This is a genomic window from Longibacter salinarum, assembly GCF_002554795.1.
GTDB classification, from domain to species: domain Bacteria; phylum Bacteroidota; class Rhodothermia; order Rhodothermales; family Salinibacteraceae; genus Longibacter; species Longibacter salinarum.
The window spans coordinates 38,770-62,743 of the sequence record NZ_PDEQ01000008.1; the positions used below are offsets into that span (position 1 = coordinate 38,770).

A 23,974-nucleotide genomic window follows, 5' to 3' on the forward strand; every position below is an offset into this window, starting at 1 on the left:
GCGGTCGCTACCTCGGCCGTCGGAAGGGCGGACAGAAGGGCTATCACGGCACCGATCGCGAACGAAGAAACAGAATGCCCACGTCGCATCCATCCTTTCCTGCAAAACCCTACTCGATACCACCGACGAATGGATTCCCGTACGATCTAAAGACCGGTAGACGGAGAAGACCCATTCAGACGTCGCACGACTGGTTGTCGGCTTATCCCCTATCCGGGACCACATACTGCTGCCGCGTACGGCGAATACCCTGTGGCGAGTGCCTCATGGGGATCGAAAAGAGAGCCGAAGCCGTATAGACGTTCTTGCAACCGGACTGCATCACCAACGCGACCGAACGGATGGCTGGACACAATAAATGGTCGAAAATCAAGCGCCAGAAGGCGAAGGAGGACAAGAAAAAGTCGAAGATCTGGGCGCGCCTCTCTCGTGAAATTGCTACCGCCGCCCGAGAAGGTGGAGGCGACCCGGACATGAACGCGACGCTCGCGCAAGCGATCGAGCGAGCTGAGGCCGAGAACATGGCCAAGGACACGATCGAGCGGGCCATCAAGCGCGGCACCGGCGAACTGGAGGGACAGAACTACGAGCCGGCCTCCTACGAAGGCTACGCTCCGCACGGGGTCGCGGTCTTCATCGAGGCGATGACCGACAATACGAACCGAACCGTCGCCGACCTGCGCCACCTCTTCAAGCAATACGACGGCAACCTCGGAAAAGACGGCTCTGTCGGCTATCTCTTCGAACAGAAGGGACAGTTCGAGATCCCGGTTTCGGAAACCGACGAACTCGAGCTATTCGAACTCGTCGTCGACGCCGGAGCGGAAGACCTTCAGACCGAAGGAGATGTGTACGTGGTGACGTCATCCGTCGACGCGTTCAGCAATGTGGAATCCGCGCTCGAAGACGCGGGAATCGAGACGGAAAGCGCCGACCTTGTGCGCATCCCGGCAACAACTGTGGCCCTGGACGAAAGCCAGACGGAAACCGTCCGCAACCTGATCGAGCAGATCGAAGACCACGACGACGTCGACGCCGTCTACACCACGCTCGACGTCAACGGCGAAGCCCTCGCCCTAGACTCAGACGAGTGACTCGTAGATTGATTGTGGCTTGTAGTAGATAGGATTGTCCGCGCGCGGTCCCGGCAGGCTCACGGAAGACGCCAGTGTCCACTTCGGCTCACGACGATGAACGCTGAACTCTAGGTACCGGACAGTTCGATTTCACCACGGAATGGTTCCGGGCGACTTGAGAAACGGACCGCGTCAGTCTCACACGTCTCGAAAGCGAGGCACTATCGTCGAGAAATGACGCACTCTCACACGCCCATACCCACATACTCCCATTCATGTCGGAGTAGCCGCGCTAGGGACAGTGGAAGAGACACAGGTCCCAGTGAAAGTGTCTGGTAGTTAGCCTTGAACCTTGAACCCTGAACTCTGAACTCATACATGCTCATTCTCGGCATCGACCCCGGATCGCGCGTAACCGGCTATGGCATCATTGACGCAAGCTCAGGGGACGAGACGCCGGTAGCCTTCGGGACCGTCCGCCTCGACACGTCAGACAGCCACCCGGATCGGCTCAAGGAAATCTTCGACGCGCTCACGGACCTGATCTGCGAGCACACGCCCGACGCATTGGCCATCGAAATGCCGGTGTACGGCCAGAACCCTCAGTCCATGCTCAAGCTCGGCCGCGCTCAGGCCGCCGCCATGCTCGCCGGACTGAATCAGGATCTTTCCGTCGCGCAGTACACGCCGAAGGAGATCAAGAAGTCCGTCACGGGGAACGGCAACGCCTCGAAGACGCAGGTTCAGTACATGGTGCGCTCCATCTTGAATTTAGAGAAGGGCACCAGTGGGTTCACGCATGACGCTGCGGACGCTCTCGCGGTCGCCCTCTGCCACTCGAATCGGGGCTCGCACGGCGAAACGCAATCCTACACGGGCTGGGCCAGCTTTGTCGCCAATAACCCGGACCGCGTGTCCGAGTGAGACCGGGAACCTGTTTGGCAGATAGATTTGAAGCCGGGGTCGACTGAAAGGAGGCCCCTCAATGGGGAACGACCCGGCGGGCGACGTAGCCCCACGAGACGAGATCCACACCGTCGCGTGCGCTGAGAGCTGAACGAGCGAGTGCCCTTGGGATCGCCCACCCTGTGTCCTCGAAGCGGCTCCAAGTTGGGAAGAGAACCGTTTCAGAACCTGTTAGGCGGACAGCCTTCGGCCCTCCCAAAGGACGGCCCTCCCAACGGTCGGTCTTCGGGACGCCTGCGCAACCAGGCCTCGTTCGTTTTGCGCACCGTGTCTATAGCACACGTGCCATAGGACCACAATCAGGCCTGCGAATCGACATGAACGGCCGAGCTTACGTTTTTGAGACCCATCTGCCAAACAGGTTATTACCGCTTCTTCTCCTTGGTCTTCATCTTTAGCACGTCCTTCACCTCCTCCTCATCCAGCTTTCCGTCACTGAGGCGAACCACTAGATCCGTTACCTGGTCGTCCTTGGTCGGCGTGGACTTCCACTCGGGATGTGCCTGCTCGACGAGGCTCACCAAAATCCGAAGGTAGGGATAGCGCTCCTCGCGGGAATCGAGGTCGGCAATCGAGCGGGAGAACAGTTCTGCATTTCGGCCCACCTGACGGTCGACCATCACGTTGTCGTATCGCATCGTACAGCGAGATGTGTAGAAGAAACAAGGATTACAGTCGGCAGAGAACGACCTAGCCCGCTGCGGAAACCTCGGCACACGAAGGAGCATTCTGAGGAACGTTCCGCTCGGCACCTGCCGGTGTAGCCGCTAAAAATCGTTCCATTTGTACGCCAGGGTCGGGTCGGTGTTGCCCACCACCCCTACGGTTCTACCGAACTCCATGCCAACTCGTCCCGTACATGGAAGCAGTCGTCACCAAAGCATCAAGACCATGAGCACGGAGTCCAGCGCCCATTCCAGTCCGTATCGGTTGGAGCTGCTTCCTCGGATCCCAGCTTTCCACCGCGACGCGATCCGCAATCGCAATCTCCAGAAAGGCCAACTCGTCTACTACGGCCCGCATCCGGTCTATTACGGCATCGGAGAAATCAAACGCGTGAACGGATCTGACATTGCCGTGGACTTCCGGGGCACCGGCGAATTCGACGTCCATGAGGAGATCATGGACCAGCGGTATCTCATTAAGATTCCACAGGAGAAGCTCGCTAAACTCTGAGCGACGCCGCTCCCCGCTTCCGCCGCTGGCAACTTCTACCTGCTTTTTCTGCGCACCGCCGACGCTCTCCGGCCGGTGCGCTTTTATATTTTTTATCCTACTGGCGCTACCTAACGCTAACCCTGCCGACCCTGCGCCCTGACAGAGAAACCATTCAGTTGTCATATAACCGTTCAGGAATGCGCATGTATTTGTAACACTCGGATCCGTTTCATCGTAGAGATTTTGATTCTGCGACACACATTCGTGTCCCGTACTTGGCCCTAATCCACGCACACGTTCATGGCTCACCTGGAGGTCTCCAACATCACGAAGCGATACGGCTCTACCACGGCTGTTGATGATGTCTCGTTTTCCGCTGAACCCGGACGCATCCTCGGTCTGCTCGGCCCGAACGGCGCGGGAAAGACATCCACGATTCGGATGATCACGTACATCACCGGGCCAGATACCGGCGAGATTCGGTATGACGGGAAGCGCGTCGGCGAATGGAGTCAGCAACGCATGGGCTACCTGCCGGAGGAGCGCGGGCTGTACAAGCAGCTGCGCGTCAAGGAGCAGCTCGTCTACCTCGGCAGGCTGAAGGGCATGTCGAAGTCGGATGCCTCGGACCGCGTCGACTACTGGCTCGATCGCTTCGACGCAACCGACTGGGCCTCGATGAAGACGGAGGAGCTCTCGAAGGGCATGCAGCAGAAAGTGCAATTCATCGCGACCCTGCTGCATGACCCATCGCTCCTGATCCTCGACGAACCGTTCAGCGGACTCGACCCGATCAACTCGGATCTTCTGCGCGACATCATCCTGGAGCTTCGACAGGACGACCGCACGATCCTCTTCGCCTCGCACCGCATGGAGCAGGTCGAACAGCTGTGTGACGACATCTGCCTGATGGCCCGCGGGGAAATCGTTCTCGATGGGGAGCTGCAGGACGTCAAACGGCAGTTTGGCAATAACACGGTCGTCGTGGAATTCGACGGGTCGGATGCCTTCATTGACGACTTGCTGCAAACAGGCTCCGTTCGCGTGAACACCCGGAGTGCGCACCGTGCGGAACTGACTCTCGTTGGCGAGACTCCCGCCCGACAGGTCCTGGATGCCGCCCTCGAACACGTCGACGAACTGTACCGATTCGAGCGCACTGCTCCGCCGCTGAGCGAGATCTTTGTCGAGGTCGTTGGCGAGCAAGAAGCCCAACGCATGCAGGAGGAGGCGGTCGCCGCCTGACGAACCGCTCATCTGCCGACGCCTCTCTGACCTTCCCCTCCTCTCTCCCGCCCCATGCAAAAGATTCTCCTCATTCTCCGAAGCGAGTTCTGGCGCCGCGCCCGATCGAAGGCGTTTATTCTCGCGACCCTTCTCGTCCCGGTCTTCATCGTGCTCGCGTCGATCCTGCCGTCTGTGTTCATCTACCTGGGCGAGCAGCAGAGCGACGACCAGACGATTGCCGTCGTCGATGAAACGGGGCGCCTCCTGTCGGCGCTGCAGGCAGAAGCTGGCGATGGTACGCGCTACCAGTTCACCGCGAGCGATGCTCCTGCCGACTCGCTGCGGGATCGTGTCCTCCGTGGCGACCTGGATGCCTACCTCGTGCTCCCTGCGACGCTGCTCGACGGCGAGGGTACGCCGGCCTACTTCAGCACCGAGAGCGGCGGTATGACCGGCCCGATGCGACTCGAGAACCTGATCGAACGAACGGTGCGCAACACCCGCCTCACGGATCGTAACGTGCCGGATGAGGTGCGCCAGATCATGAATGCGAACCTCAACCTCTCGGCGCACACGATCACGGAAGAGGGCACCGAGCAGCAGAGCGCACTCAGCGGACTACTCGGGCTGATGATGGCACTCGCCGTGTACATCGCCGTCTTTGTCTACGGTCAGTACGTGATGCAGGGCGTCATCGAAGAGAAAAGCAATCGCGTCGTCGAGGTTGTGGTGTCCTCCGTGAAACCCTTCGAGTTGCTGATGGGCAAAGTCCTGGGCATCGGAAGTCTTGGCCTCATGCAGATGGTGGTCTGGCTTGTACTTGCGGGAGCGGGACTCACCTTCGGCGGGACGATCCTCGCCCTGTTTCTTGACCCGGCCGATCTCGGCGTCGCGCCGGACGCGTCCAGCCAGGCGATGATGGAGGCCGCTGGCGTCACTCTTCCGACCGTGCCGCTGAGCCTGATCTTCTGGTTCATCATGTTCTTCCTCGGCGGCTACTTGCTCTACGCCAGCCTGTTTGCCGCCGTGGGCTCGGCGGTGGAGCAGCAACAGGACGCCCAGAACCTGCTCTACGTTGTCGTCCTCCCGCTCGTCATCCCGATCATCGCAGCGACGTACGTCCTTCAGCTTCCCAACAGCACGATGTCGGTGGTGCTCTCCCACATCCCGTTCTTCTCGCCGGTCCTGATGCCCGTGCGCATGTCAGCGACCACGGTACCGACCTGGGAGGTGCTAATTGCGTATGCCCTGCTCGGCGCCACCTTCATGGTGATGATCTGGCTCGCAAGCCGTATCTACCGCGTGGGCATCTTCATGTATGGAAAAGCCGCCAGCCTGTCCGAGATTGCGCGCTGGGCGACACGGCAACACGGATAGGTTCAGGGTTCAACGTTCAGAGTTCAGAGTTCAGGGTTCAGGGTTTTACGGGCTGCCGGATGACCTGAAGGGAATGTCGACCTAGGTATTCAACGAAGAAGCGTCGCACGGCGCTGCGACGCTTGGTCCGATCGAAAATGAACGGATAGCCTCTCATCCTGACAAACTCGTTTTCCGCGGCCTTTACCAACCGGCATGACCTCGTTGCACTCGGCCCTCGCGGTGAGCCGCCCGGATGGCCACAGACGACGCGCGCTCCAACCGTCGCCAACGATTGCAGGATAGCGAAACCGACCGGAGGGGCAAATGCTCACTGTCTGAGACCTCGAAGCAGTCATCCGTGCTCAAGCAAAGTGGGTTACAGAGAGGTCGAGTCACCGGGATGACCCTTCGGGCCCTTTTGAGCATTTGCGCGCTTCGGGCGTGGACATCAGGCTAAGCGCGAGGGCCGACGATAGAGAGGTCATGCCGGTTGGCACCGCCGCGTGATCTTTTTACTTCGTGAGTCGCTTCGCTCGTCTGAGTTGCTTTTTGGATCAAGCCAAAAAGCAACATGCCGGTCGAGAGAACCGATTGGCCAGCATCTAAGCAAATGGGAAAGGATGAGTCGGGGGCTAAGGTCTTACCCATGCTGCCAAGGCAACGTGTTACCGATGTCGCCGGGCCCATAGAGGTCACGGTTCAGAGCTTGGGTGCCGCTGAAATCCGGGACAAGCAGGCCCCTTTATGGATTGGAGGAATGTGAGAACGGGAGAATGGGGGAAGGGTGTGATGGCGAACGCGTGGAATTGGAGTTGAACGATCTAACGTCCAACGGTCCAACGTTTCAACGCAAAACCCTCAATCCCCAACCCTCAATCCGTTGCTATCTGCTTTTCACACGGGATTTCCCGGTCTCGGTCGTAAGAACGGAAGCTGCCGTGATCTTTTCGATGCATCATGCATTCCAATCATCTGCCGTTTCGGCATGCGGTACCGCTCCGCATCCGGCTGATGATGCAATGTGAACGATGTGCATGCCCACGGTCGATGACGATTGTACCGCCGACATTCGTCGCACGACCCTCGTCCAGATTTTTTCTGTCCCGCATTTATGGAAACAAAGATCAAGCAGGCCACTCCGGTCGAATACGAGTTTGAGATCCACGCCACAGCTGAGGAGCTGAAGCCCAAAGTGAATGAGGCGCTTCAGGCCCAGCGGTCCCAGATGGATATGAAGGGATTCCGCAAGGGCAAGGTGCCCATGGATCTCGTGAAACAGATGCACGGCAAGGCCATCGGCTACCGCCTGGCTGAAGGCTACGTTCAGGAAGCGTTTCAGAACGAGATCGAGGGGAACGACGAGATTGAGCCCGTCGGCCAGCCGATGCTGACCGATCTGGATTACAAGCTCGACGGCGACCTGAACGCGACGATTCGCTTCGGCGTCCGTCCCGAAGTTGAGCTCGCCGACCTCTCCGACGAGGAGCTGTCGATGCTTGACCACGAGGTTTCGGACGAGGACGTGGACAAGGAGGTACAGCGCCTCCTTCAGCAGCGTGCCGACCTCATCCCGCTCGATGATGAAGCCGCCGACGAGGAAGACTTCGTCGACATCGATCTTCAGCGCATCGATGCGGAAACGGACACGCCGATCATCGGCGATAAGGAGGAAGGCATGACGTTCTTCCTCGACGACGATCGCCTCCGCGACGAACTGCGCGAGGCCATTGCCGGCAAGAAGGCTGGCGACACGTTCCGCGTGGAGCTTCCGCCGGGTGCCCCGCCGGAAGCCGGTGCCGACGCGCCGACCGAGACGCGCCTCTACGAGGTGACGGTCAACGACGTCAAGCGCCGCGACATGCCGGAGCTCGACGATGAGTTCGTCAAGGATATCACGGAAGGCGAATTCGAGGATGTCGATTCCTTCCTCGAGGAGATCCGCGACCGCCTGAAGGAGGCGTGGAGTGACCGCTCTCGCGAGATGGTCCAGGGGGACATCGTGGACCGGATGCTGGAACTGCACCCGATTCCCGTTCCGGAATCCGTCATCGAGATGTACCTGGATTCCTTCGAGAACCAGGTCAAGCAGCAAAACGACGGCGAGCTGCCGGACGACTTCGACAAGCAGGCCTTCCGCCAGCAGAATCGCGACGACGCCGAACGCCAGGCCCGCTGGATGTTCGTCCGCGACGCCGTGATCGATTACGCCGAGCTTGAGGTAACGGACGAGGACCTGCAGGCGTTCTACGAGGATCAGGCCGACGAACAGGCCGGTCTGACGGTCGATCAGCTGGAGCAGTTCTACAGCCAGATGCCGCAGATGCAGGAGCGCGCCAACCAGCAGATCCTCAGCGACAAGGTCTACGATTATCTGATCGACGCCTTCGACACGCAGCGCAAGTCGCTGGATGAGTTCGAAGACGAGCTCAAGGAAAAGCACGAGCAGCGCCAGGCACTCGCAGGCGGTGCACCAGCCGGACACGGGCATGCGCACGGCCACGATCATGACCACGACCACTCGCACTGATCGACGGTCAGGGTTCCGGATACCGATTCGGCCCGATGTAGGCCAACTCCGCTGCAGGCGGGCCGGGTCGATCATCCAGTGACGGGGTCGGAGCCCGATGGCGTAACACACCTGCAATGCGCCCATCACACGACGAACCGAGAGGAACCATCCCGTTTGACCTCAGGTTCATCTTCACCGAATTCCACCCTTGAGGAACGAAGAAGCCGCTATGGTCGAGGACTTTATCAAATTCAGTAAGAGCCTGACCTCTCTCCCGAGCAGTATCTATAAAGGCGGACTGGGCGATCAGCCCATGTCTGGCCTCGTCCCGATGGTGGTCGAGCAGACCACACGCGGCGAGCGGTCGTACGATATCTTCAGCCGCCTGCTGAAGGAACGGATTGTCTTCATTGGCACGCCGATCAACGACCAGATTGCCAACCTGACGGTTGCGCAGCTGCTCTACCTGGAGAGCGACGACTCAGACCGTGACATCAACCTCTACATTAATTCGCCAGGCGGCGTGATTTACAGCGGCCTCGGTGTGTACGACACGATGCAGTACGTCAGCTCGCCGGTCGCGACGATCTGCGTCGGCCTCGCTGCATCTATGGGATCGGTCTTGCTTGCTGCCGGCGAAGAAGGAAGCCGTGCCGCACTCCCGAACTCCCGCGTGATGATCCACCAGCCGCTCGGCGGAGCGGAAGGACAGGCCTCGGACATTGAGATCCAGGCGAAAGAGATCATGTGGCTGAAATCGCGCCTCTACGATATCCTCGCCCACCACACAGGCAAAGATGTCGACCAGATTGAGAAGGATGCCGATCGCAACTACTGGATGAGCGCAGAGCAGGCTGCCGAATATGGCCTCGTTGACAACGTGCTAAATCCAGGTAACCTGAAGAACATCAAGTCGAACGGCAGCCCGGACGACGAATAAGCGCGTCGGCCTGTAACACCTGCTGAAACGAACAACGGCGGCGCCCCTTGTGGGACGTCGCCGTTTCTGTGTCTTTACGTGCTGGTAGGCGCACGAGAGGCGCCGAAAGAAACAAGACTCGCCTTCTTTCAGCTGTCTCAACAACCTGAGTACAGACAAAAAATGAGGCACTGGCCCGGGGGGAGGGAGGAGGAAGGCCAGCGCCTCGAAAGGCTCGTATTCATAAGTACCGCGTACGGGATTCGAACCCGTGTTACCGGCGTGAGAGGCCAGCGTCCTGGACCAGGCTAGACGAACGCGGCAGATCTAGCAAATCGAGGCCGGGGTGTCCGTCTCGAAATTGCAAACCGTAAAACTTGACGCCCGGCTGCAGGTTTCCCGTTCACACAGTTTCCAATCTGCGGTTATACGTGCATCAGGACCGGATTTTGCGTCACGTTAGAAACACATTGTTACTGCTGGCGTGCACTCAAGCGGTTTGATTTCGATCTCGTGTCGTGAGATCGGCCGTGTCGACCTCCATTGTTCTCCTGTGACTGGAACCTGCTAACATGTTTTTACCTTTCGCAACGTCCCGCCGCTCTACGCTGCTTCTGGCGGGTATTCTTGTCATTTCCCTCTTCACGTGGGTAGGATGCAGTAACGGTGCGTCGGAGTCCGACGAAGCCAGCGAGGAGGAGAGCGGTCCGGCCTACACGATCGGCGACGAGATCGCCGACAGCACGATCGCCGTGATCCTTGAATCGGAGTACGGGACCGACACCGTACAGACGTCGCGGTTCATGAGCCACACGCAGATGGCAACGCAGAGCGTCCCGCCGCAGCGTCGCGCCATGATCAGTGACTCGCTCATCCACTCGAGCGTTCTCGACCAGCTGATCACGCAGCACGTGGTCACGGGCGCCGCAAAGGCCGACGGCTATGTTGCGGACTCCGCTGCCATCGCACAGCGCTTCGAGGCCACAAAGCAGCGCTTTACCGACGAGGATGGAAACCTCGACGAGCAGGCATTCGCGGATGCACTCGCTGCAGAAAACCTCTCCCCGGAACGTCTCCGCGAGATGATCGCGACGCAGCTCACGATGCAGCGCCAGCGTCAGGAGATCATGAAGAACGCGGAGTCACCGTCGAAAGACAGCATCGAAGCCGTTAGCGAACGCAACCGCCGCTTTCAGGCCCAGCACATCCTGATCCAGGTAAGCGATACGGCGGCCGACGCGAAAGTTGATTCCGCCCGCCAGCTCGCCAGCGCTCTGATCGACAGCGTTGAATCCGGCGTTTCGTTTGATTCGCTCGCCAAGCGCCACAGCGACGGACCGTCGTCAACGCGCGGAGGCCGCCTCCCGCCGACGCCGCGTCAGCGCCTCGCGGAGCCGTTCGCGGATGCTGCTCTCGCCTTGAACGACTCGACCGAGGTCACGCAGGAGCCGGTTCGCACCCAGTTCGGGTTCCACGTCATTCGTCTGCTCGACCGCGGCGAACCCGCCGACACCGCTCGCGTCCGCCAGGCCCTCGAGCAGCAGAAGCAGCGCCAGGCATTCCAGGACCGCGTGGAAGAGCTACGAGGATCTTCGGAGCTCGTCGTCCGGGTCAACCCGACGGTCGTGAAGGCCAACCTCGACGAGTAACCGTTGGGACGTTACGTTCTAACGAAGCGGCGCTGCTTCCACATCTGGAGGCAGCGCCGTTCTTCTTTTGATTTGATGTTTCTCCCTAATCGCCGTCGCCACGCTCTCCAAGCGACCGCTCACGTCGCCGAGGGATCCGTCTCGACCTCCATGATCATTTCGACGTGGGAGATTCCGACCTCCGTAAAGCGTCGACCTGTGGACGAAAACCCGAACGAGGCGTAAAAGTCTTCGAGGTGCGCCTGAGCATGCAGCAAGAACGCGTTGTGACCGGCCTCTCGCGCATCGTCCAGCGCGGCCTGCACGAGTTCTCGCCCGTAGCCCCTGCCGCGGTGTGCATCGAGCACGGCAAACCGCTCGAGTTTCGCCATCGTTCGGCCCTGGTGCTCGACCGCACGCCAGCGCGCCGTGGCGACGACATCGTCTCCGACGCGCCCGATAAGATGCCGACAACTCTCGTCGTAGCCGTCCCACTCCTCGTCCGGCGGACAGTCTTGCTCCTCCACGAAAACGACCTCCCGCACCGCCCGTGCGGATGCCCAGTCGTCGTCGGTCGTCGATATGATTGCGATGTGCAGGTCTGACATGGGACGCGTGCGGCAAAGGCGAAAAGGGTAGAACGGCTTCATTATCTGAAGACGATGATTGTACGGAACCTACCCCCAGACCGCAAACGGGTCTTCATACCAACTTCTCCTTGAAAGCCGGCCCGTATGTAGAACTAGTCTAAATTAGGTATTACCTTCAATTGTCTGTCGGCTAAAGAGCGGCGGGGTGGTATTGAATTGTCGGAACGTGCTCCACCGCCGGCTGCAGCCACATTTCGAAGATACGTTCAGGGGCAAACCCTGACGTCTTCGCCGGACGCATGCGATCGGGTCTTTGGAGCAGGCACCGCGCGCAGATCCCGGCATTCAGCAGGCGTCTCTTCTCGCGAAGGGACGTCTGTTTTTTGTTCAGGGTTCAGGGTTCAAGGTTAACCACCGTCGCACGGCCGTGCGACGGTGGTTTTGCACCTTCATAAGCTGTTTGGCGGATGGATCGGTAGCCGACACGAGCGAAGTAGCTTCACAGGGCGAGAGCCACGAAGTCGCACCGCTGGGAGCGTAGCGACCGAGTGCCCTTGGGGTGGCCAGTGACAGTCCGCCAAACAGCTTTTCATACTCTCACATTTCCATACTCTCACACCCACACATTTGGGAGCAGCCGCGCCGGGGACTGGGAAAGTGATGCAGGCCCCCAGTGAAAGTGCCTGGTAGCTGGGGTTTAGAGTTCAGGGTTGGAAACCCCAGTGATCTCTCGGCGCAGGTCGTTGAGGTAGTCACGCATGACGTCGGCGCGGCGTTCGGCTTCCTTGCGTCCCGCCTGTGTCTGCATTGTCTCCGGCAGTCCGAGCAACTTTTCGTAGAAATGGTCGATCGTGTAGGTGTGGTCGTCTGGTTTCCGGTCCTCACAGAACGGATCGTCGACGTTGTAAAGCTCGCTCTCAAGCGCACCGCCAACCATGAAGCAACGCGCGATGCCGATGGCGCCGATAGCGTCCAGGCGGTCGGCATCCTGAACAACGCGCGCCTCCGTCGTCTCAGGCACGATGCCGGCGGAGTAGCTGTGCGCCTCAATGGCGTGGTGGATCGCCTCGTGCGTCTCCTCCGGGTAGCCGATCCGCTTCAGAAACCGCACTGCCACCTCCGCCGCCCGGCGCGAGGCCTGATCGCGCTCCGGATCATCCTTCGCCATCGCCACGCAATCATGCAGCCACGCCGCCGGCTCGACCACGTCCAGGTCAGCACCCTCTCGCTCCGCCAGCGCCCGGGCCGCCGTCACGACGCGGCGGATGTGCGCCCGATCATGCGCAGCGTCGGCATCGTTCATCTGCTCGTCGAGGAATGCCGCAAATTGTTCGGGCCAGGAAGTATCCATGGGGTCTGGGGTGCGGAGGATGGGGGATGGTATTCGGGGTTTGGCAGCTGTAGGGACGGATGGCGATGCGTCCCTACAGCAGCAACAGCAGCAGTTGAGCGAAGAGGATCTTGGCTATGGTCGCCATCGGGAAGGTCGTCGCATACCCGAGGTTGGGTAGATCGCTTCCGGACTGCTGCACGGCGTAGCTGAGAACGGCGGGCTGTGTGTGGATCCCGGCCAGCATGCCCACGAGAACGCCCATCGGGATCTTCAGCATCCGATACCCGATCCAGAGGGCCGTCAGCGCGGTGACGCAGGTGATCACCGCACCGACGCCAAAGATAACAAGCCCCGTCCCACCTGCCATCAGCGTGTTGAAGAACGCATACCCGGACTTCGTCCCCACACCCGCGAAAAAGAGCACGAGCCCGAGCTGTCGGAGCAGCAGGTTCGCGTTATACGGCAGGTACCAGACAAGCGGTCCGGTTCGCCCGGCGTTTCCGAGGATCAGACCCGCTATGAGCGGACCGCCGGCGAGGCCCAGCTTAAATTCGAGTCCGCCCGGCAGCGGGATGGGAATCAAGCCGATCAGCATGCCTGCCATGATGCCGACGCTGAGGGTGAACAAGTTGACTTCGCTCAGCGCTTTGTAGGAATCGCCGAACCGCTCGTTCATGAGCGGCATATCGCTCGGGCGCGCCACGACACGGACACGATCGCCCAGTTCGAGCACCGTATCGCCGGTAGCGAGCCACTCGACGTCCCCGCGCCGCACCCGCGTCACGATGGCACCGACCTGTTGCAGGAAGCGCAGATCCCGGATTGGACGACCCGTGACGTCCGGGTTCGACACGAAGATGCGGCGGAAGTCGTATTCGTGCCGGCGTTTCTCCAGCCGCTCCCGCGCGGGCTCCCCGAGCAGCTCGACGACCGGGGCGATGTTCTCGCGCGTGCCCACGACGCTCACCACGCTGCCCGGTCGCACAACCGTATCGGCCTCGACCAGCTCCTGCCCGGCGCCGGTTACGCGGATGCGCCCGAAAATAACGTCCCAGTCGTGCCGCTGCATCAGGTCGCGCACGGTCGCCCCAGCGATGTCCTGATTCGTCACGAGAATCGACACGCTCTCAAGATCCTCGCCCGTCGTCTTCGCGCCGGCGACGCCATCGGTCTCCTCCGCGTAGTCGATCTTCCAGACTTTCTGAGCAATCACGATCGCCAAAATGACGCCCGCAATCCCGACCGGGTACGTAATCGAATACCCGACCACGGGCTCGCTCAGCATCGTCTCCACCAGCTCCGGCGGCGCCTTTGCCTCAATGCGTTCGAGCAGAGCGGCGAGGGCCGGCGTATTCGTCAGGCTACCCGTAAATAGGCCGGACGTGACCGTGTTGGGCAGACCAACCACCAGCCCGAGTCCGGCCGTCAGAAGTGCGGCCGCGGCGAGCATTCCGACGACGAACGTGTTGTCACGGACGCCTTTTCTCCGCAATGCCGCGAAGAAGCCCGGGCCACTGCTGAGCCCGACGGCGTAAACGAACAAGATGAGGCCGAGCAGGGTCGTGAACTCCGGCAGACCGAGCCGCGGGTCGAGGGCACCGAACGCGAGCCCGACGAAGAGCACGGCCGCCACCCCGAGACTGCTCCCTTTGACCTTGATCTGACCGAGCAGGTACCCAAGCGCGGACACCAGAACGAGCAGGAGAATAGGCGTTTCCACCAGAAAGTCAATCATAGGGGCAGATCCGATCCGGACAGCAGGCGGTGGGTTTCGACGGAAGAGTACGAAATTCGCGATCGGATGTGAATCGAAGACAGCGAATATTCTGATGCCTCCCTCTCACCGTGTAGTGCCCCTTCGGAAGCGCGTCGCGGCCGGCCCCCGGTCGAAGTGGCAGAAACTCACGTCTGTAGCAGAGGTTGGACAAAGCCCGAATTGGCCCGGTGTTTTACCAGACGCATCGTTCTTCTCGATGGACCGCCCCATTTACCTCGATCACAACGCGACCACGCCTGTCGATGATCGGGTGCTGGAACGCATGATGCCGTACTTCACCGATCAGTTCGGCAATGCCTCAAGCGGCAGCCATTCATTCGGGTGGGCGGCGGAGGAAGCGGTCAGCGTTGCCCGCGAGCAAGTCGCGGACGGGCTCGACGTTCAGCCCTCGACCCTCACGTTCACGAGCGGCGCGACGGAAGCGATCAACGCCGCGATCAAAGGTGTGCTGTCGACCTATCGACGCAAGGGACAGCACATCGTGACGGTTGAGACGGAGCACAAAGCCGTTATGGACACATGCGACGCCGTGGAGACCAAGGGCGCCGACATCACGCGCCTCCCGGTGGATGAATCCGGTCGTGTGACGGCAGAACAGGTAGAAGCCGCCCTGCGCGACGACACGATCCTCGTGGCGGTCATGTGGGCGAACAACGAAACCGGCGTGATCCAGCCAATCCAGGAGATTACGAAGGTCGTTCGCGACCACGGCGCTCTGTTTCTGGTGGACGCGACCCAGGCCGTCGGTAAGCTGCCCGTCACCGCCGACCCGGCCGACCTTCTCGTCGCCTCTGCGCACAAGATGTACGGGCCGAAGGGTGCCGGCATCCTCTACGCACGGGATCGCCGTCCCCGCGTGCGGTGGAGCCCGATGATTCATGGGGGCGGACAGGAAGACGGCCACAGAGGGGGCACACTCAACGTTCCAGCTGTTGTCGGGATGGGCCGCGCGTTCGAGATTGCCGTCGATGAGCAGGCCGATGATGCGGAGCGTATGGAGCGCCTGCGGAGCCGACTGGAGAACCGCATTCTTGACGCGATTGACGATGCCTGGGTCAACGGAGCCGATGCATCCCGTTTACCCAACACGACGAGCCTCACGCTGCCGGGTGTCTCCGCGGAAGACCTGCTCCTCGCCATGCGTGGCGTCGCCTGCTCGACCGGGAGCGCCTGCGCCTCCCACTCGAACCGTCCGAGCCACGTCCTGAAAGCGCACGGCCTGTCGGATGCCGACGCACGCTCGACGGTCCGCCTCAGCCTCGGCCGACACACGACACAGGAAGAAATCGACCACGCCGCGGAGGTCCTGATCGAGACAGCCAAACGCATGAAAGGCCAACCCGCCCTGCGATAGCACGAACGCCAAACGGACCAACGTTTCAACGTTCTAACGCTCAACGGTACACGGGTCGATCGTACATCGTTTATGGTTGGTTGGATTTGTCGCCGTACAGATCGCCTGCGCTCCCCAATTCCAAATCCCCAATCCATAACGTCCTAACGTTCCACCGCATCAACGACCAACGCTAGAACGTTCCAACGCATCAACGCCTAACGTCAGAACGTTCCAACGCCTTAACGTCCCAACGTTTTAACGCATCAACGAAAACCCACCATGGAACCCATTACCAACCGCGTCGCGGAAAGCGAAATTGCGGTCTTCAACCTCGACAATCTGTGGGACGACCGGACCGTGACCGAACTGGACCTCAGCCCCTTTCTGGTGAAAGGCCTGATGCTCAAGGAAAAGCCCTTTCGCGAGGACGTCCGCGAGCACGACTGGTCGCAGTACGACGATCAGCACGTGGCCGTGTACTGCTCGACAGATGCCATCGTCCCGACGTGGGGCTACATGCTGATCGCCTCCAAGCTTGAGGGGATCGCGGCGTCCGTGAGCTTCGGCCGGGAGGATGATCTCGTGCGAGACTACTACGTCCGCGCGCTCGACGCACAGGACTGGTCCGACTACGAAGATCGTCCCGTCGTCATCAAAGGCTGCGGCTCGGATCGTGTCCCGGAAGTCGCGTATCTCATCGCGACGCAGAAGCTCCAGGGCGTGGGCCGCAAGCTGATGTACGGAGAGCCGTGCTCGTCCGTACCGCTCTGGCGGAAACAGAAGCCACAGAAAGAGAAACCGGCAGCAAAAGCCACCGGCGTGAAGAAGCCGGACCTCCCGTCCCCGAACTCGTGACCTCCGTCCCTCTGGAACGGATTCGCGGCTTTCTGTACGTTTCCCTACATTTCCGACGGACTGGCATGGCTTCTGCGAAATGTCCGTTCCCCTGTCTCTCCTTCCTTCGTTCCCGCGTTCCCTTCCATGTCGACCGACGTTGCCGCCACTGAAGCGGCTGGATCTGCTGCAGGCTTTCTGGGCTCCATCATGAATCGCCTCGACGCCAGCCCTCGCTACCGGCTGGCGCGCCTGTTCTACCGTCGCCACGAGAACCTCCTTCCCCCGACGCTCTTCCTCGGCGGCGTGGGCTGGGATGCAGCCACGCTCCGTCGTATCGATGCTATCGTCGATAACGTCTTCCTGGCCGTTTATCTAGCGCTACTGGGGGCGTTCATTATGCTCACGGCGTTCGACCGGGCCGAAAAGCTCAAGTTGAAGCCGCTCAAGCAAATCAGCGGCTGGTCGACCGGCGCAATTCAGTTTCTGTGCGGGGGCCTTTTCAGCGCATACGTCATCTACTACACGCAGAGCGCGTCGCTCACAACGGCGTCACTCTTCTTACTCGTGCTGGTGACGCTACTGGTCGCGAACGAGTTTATGTGGGAACGGACCGGGACCGGCAATCTCTACATCCTGTTCGGGATCTACTTTCTGGCCGTCTTCTGCTATTTCACCTTCTTCCTGCCGATCGTCTTCGGCACGATGGGATACGGCCTTTTCATCCTGAGCGGCATCGTGAGCGCCCTGATCGTCGGCTCCATGCTCTTCGTGCTATTCAAAGCCGGCGTCTTCCCATCGACGCGCGCCTATGCCGGGGCTGCGAGCGTCGTGGTCGGCCTCCTGCTTCTTGTCAACCTGTTCTACGTGCAGCACTGGATTCCGCCGGTTCCCCTCGCACTCCGTCATGGTGGCATGTATCGCGGTGTGGAGGTCCAGGGTGAGGCGTACGCGCTGAAATATGCCAAGCCAGACTGGTATGCATTCTGGGAGGACCCGGACGAGGAGGTCATCGAGTATGCGCCGGGCGACGAGGTCCACTGCTTTGCCGCTGTCTTCGCCCCGACGGAGCTGGAGACCAACGTCTATCACCGCTGGCAGACGTGGAATCAGAGGACGGAATCGTGGGTCAGCACGGACCGGATCGGCTACGGCGTGGAGGGCGGCCGCGACAACGGCTATCGCGGGTCGACCTTCAAGCGAAACGTGCAGCCCGGCAAGTGGCGAGTGACAATCGAAACGGAAGACAGGCGCCCGATCGGCCGCGTCAACTTTGAGATCGTTCGCGCCGACACGTCGGAAACCCGCGAATACGGCACCCGCCTCTACTACTGACGCACGAACGTACCACACGTCCAACCTTCCATACTTCCACACATTCACACGTCAATACATGCAGCTTAACTTGTCGGATCAGACGGTTCTCGTCACCGGCGCCAGCCGTGGAATCGGGCGCGCCATCGCACTCGCCCTCGCATCGGCCGGGGCCACCGTCGGCGTCCATTTCGCCAGCAGCCGCGATGCAGCCGAGGAGGTCGCCGATGCATGCGGGCACGGGGCTCAGACCTTTCAGGCGGACCTTTCGGACCTCGGTGACACCGACCGCCTGATCGAAGACGTGATTGCCACGCTCGGAGGACTCGACGTGCTGGTCAACAACGCGGGCGTAGCCCTGTCCGCCCCGCTCGAAGACGATACTCCGACGTGGGATGACGCGTGGACGCGGACGATGATGGTGAACCTCCGCGCGCCGGAGCTCCTCTGCCGTCACGCCGTCACGCATTTCCAGGAGCATGGCGGCGGCCGCATCATCAACATCGCCTCCCGCGCAGCCTTCCGCGGCGACACGCCCGACTACATGGCCTATGCCGCGTCGAAAGCCGGCGTCGTCGCCCTCACGAAGTCGCTCGCCCGCGGCTTCGGCAAGGACAACATCAAGGCGTTCGCCATCGCGCCCGGCTTCACTCGAACGGACATGGCGCAGGACTTCATCGACACGTACGGCGAGGACTACGCCACCAGCGACCTCGCCCTCTCGCAGCTAACCGAGCCGGAAGACGTCGCTCCGACGGTCGTCTTCCTCGCCAGCGGGCACGCGGATCATGCCACCGGCACGTCGATCGACATCAACGCAGGGAGTTACGTGCACTAGCACCTGCCGTCACGCGCGGGCCAGGATCTTCGTCCGTTTCGGAACGAGTCGGCTCGTCGGATTCCACGCGCTGAAGGAAGTCGTCGAGGATCGCGTTGAACGCGTCCGGCTTTTCGACGGGAAGGGCGTGCCGCGCGTCGTCGACCACCGCAAGCTCGGCATTCGGCATCTGGGCGACCGCCAGATTCTTCTCCGAAATCGGCGTGTAATCGTGCTCGCTCGATACGAGCAGAGCGGGCATCGTGACGCGGTCGAGCCGGTCCTGAACGGTCCAGCCCATGATGGCGTCGACCGTTCGCACGTAGGCCTCGGGATCGTTCTTCGCCCACCGCTCGACGAACTCGGACCGCAGGTCCTCCTGATCCGGGCGCACGAACAGCTTATTGGCGATGATCTTGCCCACGCGTCGCATCCCGAGCAGCTTGACGGCAAAGCGGCGCGACAGGTAGAACCAGACGTCATGAAGCGTCTGCGGCCGGACGTCGACCGCACTGTTCACCACGACCAGGCTCCGCACAAGCTCTGGCGCATCCGTAGCAAGCTGCATCGCCACCATCCCACCCATCGACAACCCGACGACGTGCGCGGGCCAGGCGTCGAGCTGCCGCAGCACGACGGCGACGTCCCGCGCAAACTGGGCAATGCTGTACGGCTCCTCCGGCTTATCGGATCGACCGTGACCGCGCAGATCGAGCGTGATGACGCGGTACCGATCTGCAAGATGCGGCACCTGCTTGAACCAGTCCCGCGCGCTCGACCCCAGTCCGTGAAGGAGAATAACCGGCTCACCCGCTCCCTCTTCCTCGACATACAGGCGAGCGCCGTCTACCGTTATTGATGACATCATATTCCGGATAGAAGCAAACGACATATCGGACGCCGCTCCTACTTCTTTCCGGTGCGTTCGTTCGCACACGCCGTCGCCGCCCCCTCTGCTTGCATCGCTATTCCGATGATTCACTTGCTTCCTGTCCATCCAGCATCGAGCGCAGCAGTTCGTCGAAGCGCTCGGGGCGCTCGATCATGATGAGGTGGCCCGCGTCCTCAACGACCTCGACGCGAGCGTCCGGCATTGCCGCTTTCGCCGAATCCGCGATGCTCTGCGGCGACTGCTCCGGGTGAAGGTATCGATTAGGAATCAGCTTATCGCCCGCACCGAAGAGGACGAGCGTCGGCACGTCGATCTCGCTGAGACGCTCATACACCGGGCCGTCCAGCATGCCCGAAACGGCCTTGGCGTTTGCCTCCGCGTACGCTGCGAAGTCGTCGCGCTCCGACAGAGCATGGCGCTGCTTCACGAGCCAGTCGTAGCCCTCCGTGTACTCGTGGAAGTTGAGCGCAACCGACTGCTGCACCTGCGCGTCCGTCGACGCCATGATGCCTTCTGCCGACATCATACTGCGAATCGCCTGGCTGTCCTTCTCTGAAAAGGTCTCAATCCCCGCCGGCGACATCAGCACGAGGCCGTTGAGCCGATCGCCGTGCTCCAATGCCACATGTAGCCCGACCTGCCCGCCCATTGAGGCGCCGACGTAGGTAGCTTTTTCGATGTTCATGGCGTCCAGGAAGCCGACGACGGTTTCCGCAAAGAAGGGCATGGTCGCCGGCACGTCTTCCTTTTCCGAAAGACCGAACCCGGGCAGGTCCAGCGCGAGGACGCGGTACTCCGGGAAGGCGTCGACCTGATGGCGCCAGAGCGAAAGATTGGAGCCGAGACCGTGGACGAAGAGCAGCACAGGCGCGTCCTCACCGGCTTCAGCGGGCCGCTCTACGAACGCAATCATGCGGCCATCGACGTCGGTCACCTGCACATTCCCCGGGTAAAACGGGAGTGGATTCACTGTGGACGTGTCGGCGTCGGTCGTGTCCGCGTAAGCGTTCGGGGTGGCAGAGGCCGGAGAGGCAGGAACAGTCATGAGCGCAAGCGCGAGAAGGAAGGCAATCATAGCGGTGCGAGAGAACGTCCGAGAATAGCAGAGCGATGGGGTTATGCGGGTGCGAATCGGTCGGCGAGCTCCGACTTCTGGATCTTGCCCGAATGACCTTTGGGCAGTTCGTCGAGGAATCGGACATGGCGCGGCACCTTGTACCGTGCGAGATGCGAGCGAGCGTGGGCTAGCAGCTCGTCTTCGGTCAGTGACTGCCCCTCCTTGAGCGCTATGAAGGCTGCGCCCGTTTCGCCCCAGGTATCGTCCGGCACGCCAATAACAGCCGCCTCGGCGACCGCGGGATGCTCGTACAACGCCGTCTCGACCTCCGCGGGATACACGTTTTCCCCGCCCGAGATGTACATTTCCTTTTTCCGCCCAACCACGTAGAAGTAGCCTTCGTCATCCACGCGAACCAGGTCGCCCGTGGCGAACCATCCGTCCTCGTCGATGGCCTCAGCCGTCGCCTCCGGGTTACGCCAGTAGCCGGGCGTCACGACCGGGCCGCGCATCAGCAGCTCTCCCGTCGTGTTCGCCGCCACGTCGTTTCCGTCCTCGTCCACCACCCGCGTGTCGATGTAGAAATTGGGAAAGCCGATCGACCCGATCTTGCGGAGCGCGTCCTTTTCCGGAAGGGAAAAGCAGTTTACGCCAACCTCGGTCATACCGAAGCCCTGCCGGATCGGAACGCCCTTGTCCTGCCACACGCGGATGAGCGGTTCGGGCATCGCCTCGCCCCCGACAATGGCGTAGCGGACGGATTCGAGCGTCACCTCGTCGAACGCCGGATGGTCGCTCATCATCTTGAGCATCGTCGGCACGCCCCAGAGAATCGTCAACTCCTCGTCGTCGCACAGTCGCAGAATCGCTTCCGGGTCGAACGAGGGCAGCAAAAACGTCGTCGCACCGTGATGAAGGAACGGTGTCAGCAGCACATTCCATCCGCCGGTATGGTAAAAAGGCGCTGCGTTGAAGGAGCGGTCGTTCGAGGTCAAATCGAGCCGCATCTCGGTGTTGACCGAGTTCCACGCGATCATCCCGTGCGAGATGATTGCCCCCTTCGGCCGCCCGGTGGTGCCGGACGTGTACAGGATCATCACCGGGTCGTCCAAGCCGGGCTGCGGGGGAAGCTCTGCTCGCGGGACAGGCGTCAGCGCATCGTTGGTTTCCGACAGCGCGAACACTTCGTCCAGCGGAAGAAGGTCGGCCGGCGTATCGAGGTCTGTGACGGTGTCGGCGTAGTCGGCCCCGACGAAGATCAGCGAGGGCTCGGCGTCGGTGACGACGTACTGCAGCTCCGGGAGCGCGAGTCGAAAGTTGAGCGGCACCAGCACGAAGCCGGCCGTCTGCGCCGCGAGGAAGAGCAGCACGTGCTCGACCGCGTTCTCCGCCAGCACGGCGACACGGTCGCCCGGCGACAGATCGTGGCGCTTGATGAGCGTCGCCGCCAGCCGCGTGGCTCGTGTGTGCAATTCGGCGTACGAGTATTTCCGCCCCGTCGGCGCCCAGACGATCGCCGGATGGTCGGGCGTGTAGAGCGCGTGCCGTTCGAGCCAGTCCGTTCGGGTCATGATATCATCTATTGGTTTGCAGGCGAGCCCATGGCGTAGTAAGGGCGCATTGCGATGCGCCCTTACTACCGGGCGTTGGTGGCCGGGGCCGGGCGGCGGTTCAAGGCCATCGCGCCGAGGGCCACCAGCGTGCTGGACACCAGCGCCGCCGTCGCCGGAACGGCCGGGTTGTTCGCATACATCGTGATCTCGCCGTAGTACATGCCGAAGTGCACGACCAGCGCCGTGATCGCGGCCGTGAGCACCGCTCCCTTCGAGATGCGATCCGAGAAGAAGATGCCGAACAGGATCGGGACGAAGGTGGCCGAGAACAACGCGTAGACGCCGTTCTGCCCGAGGATAGCGACCGACAGATTCGGGTTCACAATCTGCCCGTAGGAAATCAGCGCGACGACCGGCACGAGCGCAACGAGGAAATACCGGCTGTAGCGAACGGCGCGCGCATCGATTTCGTCATCGTTGAGACCCCCGTTACGCTTCGCGAGTGGACGGTAGATATCGTTCGAGAAAATCGTCGAGAGCGCGACGAGCAGCCCCTCCATCGTGGAGAAGCCGGCTGCGACCAGGCCGATCAGGATCACCGAACGCACGAGCGGCGAGAACACCTCGACGATGTAGGTCGGCACCACGGCGTCGGGCTCGATCATAGCGCCCGGCATCAGGATCCGCGCGTACAGCCCGACGAGGATGACGGCGAAGAACAGCACCAGAACGACAATCCCGGTCGTCAGGTAGGTGTTGACGTCCTTCTCACTCTTCAGATAGAGCGCCTTCGACATCACGTGCGGCTGATTGATGATCGCGACCCCGATCAGCACGTTGCACGCCACCACCTCGAACCAGTCTCGGAAGAGTAAGCTTTCGGGATTGACGGGTTCGGCCAGCATCGGGTCGATCGCTGCGAGACGATCGAGAAAGCCGCCGATGCCGCCCGCGAAGTATTCTGCGCCAGAGCCCAGCAGGATTATGGCCACGATGATCATCAGTCCGGCCTGCGCGGCGTTCGTCAGGGTGTGCGCGCTCGCCCCGCCGATGGAGATGTAGATGAGCGGAATACCGATCGTCATGGCCATCGCGACGAGCATCGGCACCTCGAGCACGCTCGACAGGACGCGCGTCAGCCCGACGGTGATGAGCACCAGAAAGGCGATCTGCAGCAGACTGGCGACGGCGAAGAAGATCGTCAGCCGGCGGTCACCGAATCGATCGCCGATCCACTGCGGCACCGTCAGCGCCGTTACCTCGTCGCCGACGCGGCGAAAGGCCTTCGAGAAGATGATGAGCCCGATGAAGACGCCCACGGGCAACGCGACGGCATACGCGATCACGCCACTCACACCGTAGAGGTAAATCAGCCCCGGGTTGATGATGAATGTCGCGGCGCTCGTGAGATTCGCGGCAAGGGACATCCCGATCCACACCGGGCTCACCTCGCGGCTTCCAACGCTAAAGGCCGAGAACCCGGTCATCTTCTTGATGCCGATCACCGCCGCACTCGTCACCGCGGCGAGATACAGACCGAAAAAGATCCAGGCAAAGGTCGTTTCTCCCATGTGTCGCTTCGCGTTTGCTACGCGGTTTGGACGTGTGAAAGTGCGGACGTGTTAAGGT

General features: G+C 61.2%; 20 protein-coding genes and 1 tRNA gene. 12 read left to right on the forward strand and 9 right to left on the reverse strand.

Annotated elements, in window-relative coordinates; translation table 11 throughout:
* Nucleotides 1-341: 341 nt before the first annotated feature.
* Both CRI94_RS14480 and ruvC read left to right on the forward strand, forming a co-directional pair.
* Entirely contained in the window at nucleotides 342-1,094 is a 753-nt protein-coding gene (locus CRI94_RS14480) for a YebC/PmpR family DNA-binding transcriptional regulator (RefSeq protein ID WP_098077340.1), read from the forward strand.
* Nucleotides 1,095-1,454: 360 nt separating this feature from the next.
* Nucleotides 1,455-2,000, forward strand: coding sequence for a crossover junction endodeoxyribonuclease RuvC (ruvC, locus tag CRI94_RS14485; protein WP_098077344.1), 546 nt, complete (start codon nucleotides 1,455-1,457; stop codon nucleotides 1,998-2,000).
* Nucleotides 2,001-2,407: 407 nt separating this feature from the next.
* On the opposite strand, the gene CRI94_RS14490 is transcribed toward ruvC, so the two are convergent.
* Nucleotides 2,408-2,680, reverse strand: a complete 273-nt coding sequence (locus tag CRI94_RS14490) for a DUF4290 domain-containing protein (RefSeq protein WP_098077351.1) — start codon at nucleotides 2,678-2,680, stop codon at nucleotides 2,408-2,410.
* A 202-nt stretch (nucleotides 2,681-2,882) separates the two neighbouring features.
* Between CRI94_RS14490 and CRI94_RS14495 the strand changes: the two genes are divergently transcribed.
* The 5 genes from CRI94_RS14495 (at nucleotide 2,883) to CRI94_RS14520 (ending at nucleotide 9,235) form a co-directional block, all read left to right on the forward strand.
* Entirely contained in the window at nucleotides 2,883-3,218 is a 336-nt protein-coding gene (locus tag CRI94_RS14495) for a hypothetical protein (protein WP_245846208.1), read from the forward strand.
* A gap of 282 nt (nucleotides 3,219-3,500) precedes the next feature.
* Complete coding sequence (locus CRI94_RS14500) at nucleotides 3,501-4,445, forward strand: ABC transporter ATP-binding protein (protein WP_098077356.1); 945 nt, start codon at nucleotides 3,501-3,503, stop codon at nucleotides 4,443-4,445.
* A 54-nt stretch (nucleotides 4,446-4,499) separates the two neighbouring features.
* On the forward strand, nucleotides 4,500-5,804 hold the full coding sequence (locus CRI94_RS14505) for an ABC transporter permease (protein WP_098077358.1): 1,305 nt from the start codon (nucleotides 4,500-4,502) through the stop codon (nucleotides 5,802-5,804).
* Nucleotides 5,805-6,897: 1,093 nt separating this feature from the next.
* The gene (tig, locus tag CRI94_RS14515) at nucleotides 6,898-8,313 is read left to right on the forward strand and encodes a trigger factor (protein ID WP_098077364.1); all 1,416 of its coding nucleotides are present in this window, start codon (nucleotides 6,898-6,900) and stop codon (nucleotides 8,311-8,313) included.
* 211 nt (nucleotides 8,314-8,524) lie between these two features.
* A complete protein-coding gene (locus tag CRI94_RS14520; RefSeq protein WP_098077367.1) occupies nucleotides 8,525-9,235 on the forward strand; it encodes an ATP-dependent Clp protease proteolytic subunit in 711 nt (236 codons plus the stop codon).
* Between the two features lie 227 nt (nucleotides 9,236-9,462).
* Here CRI94_RS14520 and CRI94_RS14525 read toward each other — a convergent pair.
* A tRNA-Glu gene (locus CRI94_RS14525) sits at nucleotides 9,463-9,537 on the reverse strand.
* Between the two features lie 249 nt (nucleotides 9,538-9,786).
* Between CRI94_RS14525 and CRI94_RS14530 the strand changes: the two genes are divergently transcribed.
* Complete coding sequence (locus CRI94_RS14530; protein WP_098077370.1) at nucleotides 9,787-10,863, forward strand: peptidylprolyl isomerase; 1,077 nt, start codon at nucleotides 9,787-9,789, stop codon at nucleotides 10,861-10,863.
* Nucleotides 10,864-10,982: 119 nt separating this feature from the next.
* On the opposite strand, the gene CRI94_RS14535 is transcribed toward CRI94_RS14530, so the two are convergent.
* The 3 genes from CRI94_RS14535 to CRI94_RS14545 form a co-directional block, all read right to left on the reverse strand.
* Entirely contained in the window at nucleotides 10,983-11,450 is a 468-nt protein-coding gene (locus CRI94_RS14535; RefSeq protein WP_098077373.1) for a GNAT family N-acetyltransferase, read from the reverse strand.
* Between the two features lie 679 nt (nucleotides 11,451-12,129).
* Complete coding sequence (locus CRI94_RS14540) at nucleotides 12,130-12,783, reverse strand: HD domain-containing protein (protein ID WP_098077376.1); 654 nt, start codon at nucleotides 12,781-12,783, stop codon at nucleotides 12,130-12,132.
* Nucleotides 12,784-12,856: 73 nt separating this feature from the next.
* Nucleotides 12,857-14,500 carry an aspartate:alanine exchanger family transporter gene (locus CRI94_RS14545; protein WP_098077379.1) on the reverse strand — a complete coding sequence of 548 codons (1,644 nt, stop codon included), beginning with the start codon at nucleotides 14,498-14,500 and terminating at the stop codon, nucleotides 12,857-12,859.
* Between the two features lie 238 nt (nucleotides 14,501-14,738).
* On the opposite strand from CRI94_RS14545, the gene CRI94_RS14550 reads away from it, so the two are divergent.
* The 4 genes from CRI94_RS14550 to CRI94_RS14565 all read left to right on the forward strand — a co-directional run bounded on the left by CRI94_RS14550 (nucleotide 14,739) and on the right by CRI94_RS14565 (nucleotide 18,864).
* On the forward strand, nucleotides 14,739-15,896 hold the full coding sequence (locus tag CRI94_RS14550) for a cysteine desulfurase family protein (protein WP_098077382.1): 1,158 nt from the start codon (nucleotides 14,739-14,741) through the stop codon (nucleotides 15,894-15,896).
* A 261-nt stretch (nucleotides 15,897-16,157) separates the two neighbouring features.
* Nucleotides 16,158-16,733 carry a DUF2480 family protein gene (locus CRI94_RS14555; protein ID WP_098077385.1) on the forward strand — a complete coding sequence of 192 codons (576 nt, stop codon included), beginning with the start codon at nucleotides 16,158-16,160 and terminating at the stop codon, nucleotides 16,731-16,733.
* Nucleotides 16,734-16,859: 126 nt separating this feature from the next.
* Nucleotides 16,860-18,047 carry a DUF2914 domain-containing protein gene (locus tag CRI94_RS14560; RefSeq protein WP_098077389.1) on the forward strand — a complete coding sequence of 396 codons (1,188 nt, stop codon included), beginning with the start codon at nucleotides 16,860-16,862 and terminating at the stop codon, nucleotides 18,045-18,047.
* 58 nt (nucleotides 18,048-18,105) lie between these two features.
* Nucleotides 18,106-18,864 (forward strand): SDR family NAD(P)-dependent oxidoreductase, encoded by a 759-nt coding sequence (locus tag CRI94_RS14565; RefSeq protein ID WP_098077392.1) that lies wholly within the window; start codon nucleotides 18,106-18,108, stop codon nucleotides 18,862-18,864.
* On the opposite strand, the gene CRI94_RS14570 is transcribed toward CRI94_RS14565, so the two are convergent.
* From CRI94_RS14570 to CRI94_RS14585, 4 genes are all read right to left on the reverse strand, one after another.
* Entirely contained in the window at nucleotides 18,839-19,735 is an 897-nt protein-coding gene (locus tag CRI94_RS14570) for an alpha/beta fold hydrolase (protein WP_245846209.1), read from the reverse strand. The two genes, CRI94_RS14565 and CRI94_RS14570, sit on opposite strands and share 26 nt — an antisense overlap.
* 73 nt (nucleotides 19,736-19,808) lie before the next feature.
* On the reverse strand, nucleotides 19,809-20,810 hold the full coding sequence (locus tag CRI94_RS14575) for an alpha/beta fold hydrolase (protein WP_098077395.1): 1,002 nt from the start codon (nucleotides 20,808-20,810) through the stop codon (nucleotides 19,809-19,811).
* Nucleotides 20,811-20,851: 41 nt separating this feature from the next.
* Nucleotides 20,852-22,363, reverse strand: a complete 1,512-nt coding sequence (locus tag CRI94_RS14580; protein ID WP_098077398.1) for an acyl-CoA synthetase — start codon at nucleotides 22,361-22,363, stop codon at nucleotides 20,852-20,854.
* A 65-nt stretch (nucleotides 22,364-22,428) separates the two neighbouring features.
* Entirely contained in the window at nucleotides 22,429-23,916 is a 1,488-nt protein-coding gene (locus tag CRI94_RS14585; protein WP_098077401.1) for a sodium:solute symporter family transporter, read from the reverse strand.
* Between the last annotated feature and the right edge of the window lie 58 nt (nucleotides 23,917-23,974).